Origin of the sequence: Yinghuangia sp. YIM S09857 (assembly GCF_051388915.1) — a bacterium.
Lineage (GTDB): Bacteria > Actinomycetota > Actinomycetes > Streptomycetales > Streptomycetaceae > Yinghuangia.
Map to the genome: position 1 here is coordinate 371873 of NZ_JBPKBH010000006.1, position 7901 is coordinate 379773.

Below are 7901 nucleotides of genomic sequence, written 5' to 3' on the forward strand. Positions count from 1 at the left end.
GTAGAGGCTCTCGCCGCGGGCGGCGGCGCGCTTCACCGCTTCATTGACCGCCTCGATGTCCACGGCCGCCGGTTTGGCGTGCACGTCGGTGGTCTTCTTGGTGTCGTCGTTGCGGGTGAGGTTCGTGATTCGGTAGCGCATACGCGCCTCCTCTTCTTCCTCGTCTGCGGGACGCGTCGGGGGCGCCCGCGAGGGCGGCCACCGAACACAACATAGCGTATAAACCACCCGGCACACGCGCGCGGCGAACAGCGCGATTCCCTGCGGACGCCCTTCGGGACGGCCGGGGATCGCGCCTCGCAGCACGGCGGGTGACCGGAACAACACCGGTCACAGCCGAGTCATTCCCGTGACCGAAAGGTTTTCGGAACGCGACCGTCCCCGGTTCGGCCCACCCGGCCGAGTGGTGCGTGCGCCGTTACCCCGCCAGGAGCGCGGGGACGTAGGACAATACGAATCAATGGACCCGATGCAGCAGGCCCCCAGGGCGGAGCGTTCCGTGGCGGATGAGGCGCACGAGGCGGTGCCCGGGACCGAACGGAAGCCCTCGTCCGAACGGATGTACGGCCACTCCGCCGATCCCGCGTCCGGCACGGGCTCCGGCACCCGATCCGGCGCACGCTCCGGCACGTACCCCGCCGCGTCCGCCGGAGCGGACTCCGGACTACCCGCGGACGCCGCTCCGCACGGCGCGGCGCGCGCAGCGGGTGCGGCGGACGAGGCGAGTGCGGCGACCCAGTCGGGCGCGGACACTCCCCAGGCCGCCGACAACGGCCCCGGCACCGAGAACACCCACGGCACCGCCGGGGCCGACGACGCCGGGGCCGCGCCCACGGCGGTTCCGGTGCGCCTGGTCTCCGCGCCCCCGCACGCCGGGACCCACGCGCTCTTCGTCGACGTCGGCTACGTCTACGCCGCGATCGGCCTCCTGATCGCCGGGACCGCCGAACGCCGCGCCTTCCGCGTCGACGCCGAGTTCCTGATCAGCTCGCTCATCGACGAGGCGCGCGTGGTGTTCCCCGAGGGGCGGCTGCTGCGCGTCTACTGGTACGACGGCGCCCGCAACCGCGTACCCACGTTCGAGCAGAAGCAGGTCGCCGAACTGCCGGACGTGAAGGTCAGGCTCGGCAACCTCAACGCGCACAACCAGCAGAAGGGCGTCGACTCGCTGATCCGCAGCGACCTGGAGTCGCTGGCCCGGAACCGCGCCATCGAGGACGCGGTCGTGGTGAGCGGCGACGAGGACCTGGTGCTGGCCGTCGAGACCGCGCAGTCGTACGGCGTTCGCGTGCACCTGTGGGGCATCGAGCCCGCGTACGGCATGAACCAGGCCGAGCCGCTGGTGTGGGAGGCCGACGTGACGCGCACCCTGCACCACGACTTCTGCGCGCCGTGCGTCTTCGGGCAGCCGCCGGTCCCCGCGGCCCCGGCGCCTGCCCCGCAGCGTACGAACGGCGGTACGCCGCCCACGTTCGACCAGGTCTGGCGGCTCGGCGGGAAGATCGCCGAACGCTGGCTCGGGGCGCGCGGCCGGGAGGACATGGCGGGCCTGATGCCCGGCCCGCGGCTCCCGGAGAACGTCGACAAGGCCCTGCTCGTGGACGCCGAAGGCGAACTCCAGTTCTCGCTGCGCCCGCACGAGGACCTGCGGCGGGCGCTGCGCAACGGCTTCTGGGACCGGCTGAACCAGGAGTTCGGGGTGACGCCGCACGGCGAGGGGTGACGCGGGGTCCGCCGCACGGGCGCCGCCGGTCGTCAGAAAGACTCCGGGCCGAAGCGTCCCCACGCCACGAAGACCAGGATGCCGAGGTACACCAGGTCCACCGCCATGTGGTCGAACTCGCGGCGCCGGATGCGGACGACCGTGGCACCGGCCATGATCACGGCGAGGCCGACCGCCGCCCACGGCACCAGCACCGGCGCCGTGTCGAGGACGGCCGGCAGGATCAGCCCGATCGCGGCCAGTACCTCCAGTGCCCCGATGGCCTTCACGCTCGGGCCGCTGAAGTCCTCGACCCACTTCGACGCCGGCCTGAACGTCTCCATCTTCGCCTTGGGCATGGCCAGTTTGAGGCCGCCGCTGAGCGCGTACGCGACGGCGAGCAGTCCGGCGACGGCCCACAGAGCGACGTTCATGGCGCGTTCTCCTCGGGGGAGGGGGATCGGCGATTCCGGGGCGGAGTCGCACTGGCGATCGGGTCCCATCCACCTGACGAGGCAGCGCGGCGGACTGTGAGTTCCGGGGCCGCGGCCGAACGCTACGAGGGTGCTTGTCGAGGGCGTGACGGCCCGCCGCGTCGGCTCGGTCGGACCCGTCGCCGCGCCCGCTCGGAACATCCGCTCAGCGCGCCGTGTCCCAGAAGTCCGCGAGTCCCTTCGCGGTCGACTCGGGCTGCTCGGCGTTGGGCGAGTGCCCGGCGTCGTCCACCACAAGGTGCCGGACGCCGAGGCGGCGTGCGGTCTCCGCCTGCCACGCCACGGGCCACGCGTAGTCCTGCGCCCCCGAGAGCACGAGCACCCGCAGCCCGGCGGCGACCCGGGCGGCCAGTTCGTCGGTGTGGTCCGGTTCGGTGCGCAACTGCTGTGCGGTGGCCGCGATTCCGGCCGGCGAGTTGGCCAGCCAGCGCCGGTGCATGTACGCCGCGAGGGCCGGGTCGGGATACGGCCGTATGCCCTGCTCTGCGTCCAACTGCCGCATGGCGTCCCAGACTTGCTGGAGCGAGTGGACGGCGAGCGCGTCCTCCAGCATCAGCAGCCGCGCCGTCTCGGTGTCGCGGACGGCGGCCGGGCCGGTGCTCATGAGCGTCAGCGACGCGAGCCGCGCCGGGTCGTCCAGTGCGGCCGAACGGGCGACGAGGCCGCCGAACGAATGGCCGACGAGGTGCACCGGTTCTCCGGGGGCGAGGGTGTCGAGCACGGCCCACAGGTCGGCGACGAGTTCGGCTCGTGAGTACGCGTCGGGGTCGGCGTGCGGGCCGGGCGTCTCGTACTGCCCGCGCTGGTCCAGCGCGAAGACCCGGTACCCGCGGCGTGCCGGGGGATCGAGGACGCCTATGAAGTCCTCCTTGCCGCCGGTGAAACCCGGTACAAGCAGCGCGGTGCCCACCACCGGCTGCCCGTCGGGCGGGACGGCGCCCAGGTACGCGAACTCGCCCCGCGCGGTCGCGGCGCGGTGCGCCCGGACGGTCGCGGGCAGGTCGAGGAAGGGCGGAGTGCTCACCTACCCGAGGGTAGGCCAGAGCACGGCGCGTACGACGGGCCGAAGGTCCCCGCGCGGCGCTCTGCGAGCGAGCACCTGGACGCCGAATCTCTTATGTGCATAATATTTATCCGCATAAGTAAATCCTGAAGCCAGTGCCGACCCCGAGGAGAGTCCGTGGACCACGAGTACGCCATCGCCCTCAACCAGGCCGTCCGCCTCCTGAGCCTGCGACACCGGGCCAGGGCCGCCGAACTGCTCGCGCCCCTGGGCCTGCACCCCGGCCAGGAGGCCCTGCTGCTCGAACTCGCCCGCTCGGGGCCGATGATCCAAGGGCGGCTCAGCGAAGCGCTCGGCATCGAGCCGCCGAGCGTCACGCTCATGACGCGCAAACTGGAGGCGGCCGGTCATGTGCGCCGCGCCCCCGACCCTTCCGACCGGCGCGCGAGCGTCGTCGAACTCACCGACAGCGGCGAGGAGTTGGCCGGGAGGATCGGCGACGCCTGGCAAGTGCTCGCGGAGGAGACCGCGGGCGGCGTCCCCGCCGAGGCCGCGGCGTCGTTGCCCGCGCTGCTGACGGCGCTCGCCGACAACGTCGACAGCAGGCAGCGCCGCCGCGCCCGTGCGTCCGGCGACGACCCGGACTACGAGCCGAGCGCGCGGGGCTGGGTCCGCAAGCACGTCGAGCAGGTCATGCGCTCGGGCACCACCGACGGCGTCACGATCGCGGACCGGCCCACCGTCCTGATGACGTATCGCGGCGCCAAGACCGGCAAGATCCGCAAGACACCGCTCATGCGCGTCGAGCACGAGGGCCGCTACGTCGCGGTCGGCTCCAACGGCGGCACCGCGACCGACCCGCAGTGGTGCGCCAGTGTCACCGCCGAGGGGGCGGTCGTCAGCGTGCAGGACGGCCGCGTGACGCGGGAGTACCGGGCGCGCGAGGTGTTCGGGGACGAGAAGGCGCTGTGGTGGGACCGGGCGGTCGACGCGTTCCCGGACTACGCCGCGTACCAGCGCTCCACCGACCGCAGCATCCCGGTCTTCGTCCTCGATCCGATCGACCTGCTGGACCCTGTTGTCGAGGGTCGGGCCGACCGAGGTCGCGGCGTCCCCGCCTCGTCCTGAGCGTCGGCCGCGGGCGTGCGACGGACGCCGGACTCCGCGCCTGCCCCGGCGGCGTGGGGCTCGCCGACCGGCAGGCCCTGCGCCAGGGGAGTGGCTTCACATTTCCGGCGGACAGCCCGCGGGCCGTGGTGCGTGCCCTGGTGCGGTGGCCACAAAGGTTTGCCGGTTCTCGTCGTTCGGTGCCGTGCATCGCCAGGCGCAGGGCCGAAGCTCGTACTCGGTCGTACTCGCGAGGTCCTGCAACGCCGCGAGGCGTGGTGCCGGGCGGCGAGAACCGTTGAAGGTTTGTGGTCGCCGCACTAGCAAGGCGCGGCGCGCGGCCTCGGCTTGGTTTCGGGCTTGGGAGGGCCGTCAAGGCCCGGCGTCGCGGGCCCGGCGGGAATGTGAAACACGACCCAGGGCTGTTGCGAAGACACGACCCAGGGCTTTTGCGAAGACACGACCCAAGGCTGTTCGGCACTCGCCGCCCTCGGCAGGCTCCGGAAACGCCGCGGGCGCGGCCGGGACCTCTCGGTCCCGAACCGCGCCCGTGATGTGCGCGCGCTGGCGGCGTGCCTCAGTCTGTCGACTCGCCGCCCGACTCGCCGCCCGCATCGGCGGCCGACCCGGCCGACGACTCGGGGCGGCGGCGACGGCGACGACGGCGCGGGGCCTTCTCGCCCTCGCCGGTCGCCTCGGTCTCACCGGCCGCGACCTGTGCGGCCTCGGGAGCCTCAGCGGCCTCGGTGACCACCGCGACCGCGTCCGCCGACACCGCGCTCTTGGCGCGCGTCCGCGAACGGGTGCGCTTCGGCTTCGCGTCCGTCTTCACGTCCGTCTTGGCCTTCGCCTCTGCCTCGGCCACCACGGTTTCGGCGGCCTCGACGACCGCGGCCTCGACCACCGAGGTCGCGTCGTCGCCCGCCGCGTTCAGGCGGCGGCGCCGACGGCTGCCCGGCGCCCGGCGGCGGCTCGGTTCGGCGTTCGCCTCGTCCGACGCCTCGCCGCGCCCCTCACCGCGTGCGCCGCGGCCGCCGGAGCGCGACCCGCCGCCGGAGCGTCCGCCACGTCCGCGGCCCGCGCTCTTGCCGGTCTCGCCCAGGTCCTCGACCTCTTCGGCGCCCAGGCCTGCGCGCGTGCGGTCGGCGCGCGGCAGCACACCGGTGGCCGACTCGGCGATCTCCAGGTCGGCGTACAGGTGCGCCGAGGTCGAGTAGGTTTCGACCGGCTCGGGGAACGGCAGTTCGAGGGCCTTGTTGATGAGGCCCCAGCGCGGCATGTCCTCCCAGTCGACGAGCGTCACCGCGACGCCCGCCGCCCCGGCCCGGCCGGTGCGGCCGATGCGGTGCAGGTACGTCTTCTCGTCCTCGGGGCACTGGTAGTTGACGACATGCGTGACGCCGTCCACGTCGATGCCGCGGGCCGCGACGTCCGTCGCCACCAGCACGTCGACCTTGCCGTTGCGGAACGCCCGCAGGGCCTGCTCGCGCGCGCCCTGGCCGAGGTCGCCGTGCACCGCCGCCGCGGCGAAGCCGCGCTCGGTCAGGCCCTCGGCGAGGTCCGCGCAGGTGCGCTTGGTGCGGCAGAAGACCATGACGAGGCCGCGGTCCTTCGCCTGGAGGATGCGCGACAGCATCTCCGGCTTGTCCATCGCGTGCGCGCGGTAGACGTGCTGCACGACGGACGCGACGGTGGCGCCCTGGTCGTCCGGCGCCGACGCGCGGATGTGGGTGGGGCGGCTCATGTAGCGCCGCGCGAGGGTGATGATCTGACCCGGCATGGTCGCCGAGAACAGCATGGTCTGGCGGCGCGCCGGCAGCCGGTCGACGATCTTCTCGACGTCGGGCAGGAAGCCGAGGTCGAGCATCTCGTCGGCCTCGTCGAGCACCAGCATGCGGACCTGCGACAGGTCCAGGTGGCCCTGTCCGGCCAGGTCGAGCAGCCGGCCGGGGGTGCCGACGACGACCTCGACGCCCTTGCGGAGCGCCTCGACCTGCGGCTCGTAGGCACGGCCGCCGTAGACGGCCAGGACGCGTACGGCCCGCAGCTTGCCGGCGCCGAGCAGGTCGTTGGTGACCTGGACGCACAGCTCGCGGGTGGGGACGACGACGAGCGCCTGCGGGCTCTTGCCCGGTACGGCGGTCGCGCGGCCGGCCTCGACGTCGGTGGGCGTCACGACGCGCTGAAGCAGGGGGATGCCGAAACCGAGGGTCTTGCCCGTGCCGGTCTTGGCCTGTCCGATGACATCGCTGCCCGCGAGGGCGACCGGAAGCGTCATCTCCTGGACGGGGAACGCCTCGGTGATGCCGAGGCTCTCAAGGGCCTCGGCGGTTTCGGAAAGTACGCCGAGTTCTCTGAATGTGGTCAGGGGTCCAGCCTCTTCTGTGTGTTTGGGCCGCTGTATCTCTCTCCGAGGCGGGTCAGGACCGCGTTGCCGTAAACAGGCCATCTGAGCAGGACTTCGACGTCCGCATTTGGACCTGTGGCACGACACGGGACCTCGGCCTCGGGCAGCAGCCCGAGCGGGGCGGTCGGAGCCGATCGTCCTCCGACCGGGCATCCGCGTTCTGTACCACTGTACCCGCCGGTGTACTCCACGTGGGGTGATGCTGGTTACGCTGCGGTCTCATGACCGATGGAACGCACCCCGGAAACCAGCCCGGTAACGCGGACCCCGCCGCCGAAACGGCAGTCGGCCCGGACGCGGGGCGCACCGGCCCCCCGGAGGCCGCCCGGGCGGCCGTCGTGGAGCTGCTGGGCGTGCTGGCGTACGGCGAGATCACCGCATTCGAGCGGCTCGCCGAGGACGCCAAGATGGCCCCGACCCTCGACGACAAGGCCGCTCTCGCGGCCATGGCGGTCGCCGAGTTCCACCACTTCGAGAGCCTGCGCGCGCACATTGCGTCACTGGGCGTCGACCCCGCGGTCGCGATGGAGCCCTTCGTGACCCCGCTCGACGAGTTCCACCGCCACACGGCGCCGGGCGACTGGCTGGAAGGGCTCGTCAAGGCGTACGTCGGCGACGGCATCGCGGCCGACTTCTACCGCGAGGTGGCCGCCCATCTCGACCCGGCCAGCCGCGCACTGGTCGAAGAGGTGCTCCGCGACACAGGCCACTCCGCATTCGTGGTCGAGGCCGTACGCTCCGCGATCGAACGCGACCCGCGCGTGGCCGGACGCCTCGCGCTGTGGGGCCGCCGCCTGATGGGCGAGGCCCTGAGCCAGGCCCAGCGCGTCGCCGCCGAGCGCGACGCCCTCTCCGCCCTCCTCGTCGGCGGCCTGGCCGTCCCCGGCTTCGACCTCGCCGAGATCGGCCGCATGTTCACCCGCATCACCGAGGCCCACACCCAGCGCATGGCCACCCTGGGCCTGGCTTCGTAGCCCCGACTTCGAGGGGCCCGGGATGCCGCGCGGGCGGTCTCGCCCTGCGGGTGTGTCGGTGTTCCGCGCCTCGGCCCGGCGTCCTGAGGCCGAACACCTCCACGGACGGAACGCCGAGGGGGGGGGGGGGGGGGGGGGGGGGGGGGGGGGGGGGGGGGGGGGGGGGGGGGGGGGGGGGGGGGGGGGGGGGGGGGGGGGGGGGGGGGGGGGGGGG

The 7901-nt window shown here is 73.2% G+C and carries 6 protein-coding genes; 3 read left to right on the forward strand and 3 right to left on the reverse strand.

Annotation, left to right across the window (positions count from 1 at the left end):
* Window positions 1-844 precede the first annotated feature (844 nt).
* Complete coding sequence (locus tag ACRX5S_RS15570; RefSeq protein WP_436773645.1) at window positions 845-1723, forward strand: NYN domain-containing protein; 879 nt, start codon at window positions 845-847, stop codon at window positions 1721-1723.
* A gap of 32 nt (window positions 1724-1755) precedes the next feature.
* Here ACRX5S_RS15570 and ACRX5S_RS15575 read toward each other — a convergent pair whose 3' ends face one another.
* Window positions 1756-2136: a DoxX family protein gene (locus ACRX5S_RS15575; protein WP_436773502.1), complete on the reverse strand. Its 381-nt coding sequence runs from the start codon at window positions 2134-2136 to the stop codon at window positions 1756-1758.
* 205 nt (window positions 2137-2341) lie between these two features.
* Window positions 2342-3220: an alpha/beta fold hydrolase gene (locus ACRX5S_RS15580; RefSeq protein WP_436773503.1), complete on the reverse strand. Its 879-nt coding sequence runs from the start codon at window positions 3218-3220 to the stop codon at window positions 2342-2344.
* Between the two features lie 156 nt (window positions 3221-3376).
* Here ACRX5S_RS15580 and ACRX5S_RS15585 point away from each other — a divergent pair, with 156 nt between their 5' ends.
* On the forward strand, window positions 3377-4327 hold the full coding sequence (locus ACRX5S_RS15585) for a nitroreductase/quinone reductase family protein (protein WP_436773504.1): 951 nt from the start codon (window positions 3377-3379) through the stop codon (window positions 4325-4327).
* A 556-nt stretch (window positions 4328-4883) separates the two neighbouring features.
* Here ACRX5S_RS15585 and ACRX5S_RS15590 read toward each other — a convergent pair.
* Complete coding sequence (locus ACRX5S_RS15590) at window positions 4884-6584, reverse strand: DEAD/DEAH box helicase (protein ID WP_436773505.1); 1701 nt, start codon at window positions 6582-6584, stop codon at window positions 4884-4886.
* A 350-nt stretch (window positions 6585-6934) separates the two neighbouring features.
* Between ACRX5S_RS15590 and ACRX5S_RS15595 the strand changes: the two genes are divergently transcribed.
* The gene (locus tag ACRX5S_RS15595) at window positions 6935-7687 is read left to right on the forward strand and encodes a ferritin-like fold-containing protein (RefSeq protein ID WP_436773506.1); all 753 of its coding nucleotides are present in this window, start codon (window positions 6935-6937) and stop codon (window positions 7685-7687) included.
* Window positions 7688-7901 lie beyond the last annotated feature (214 nt).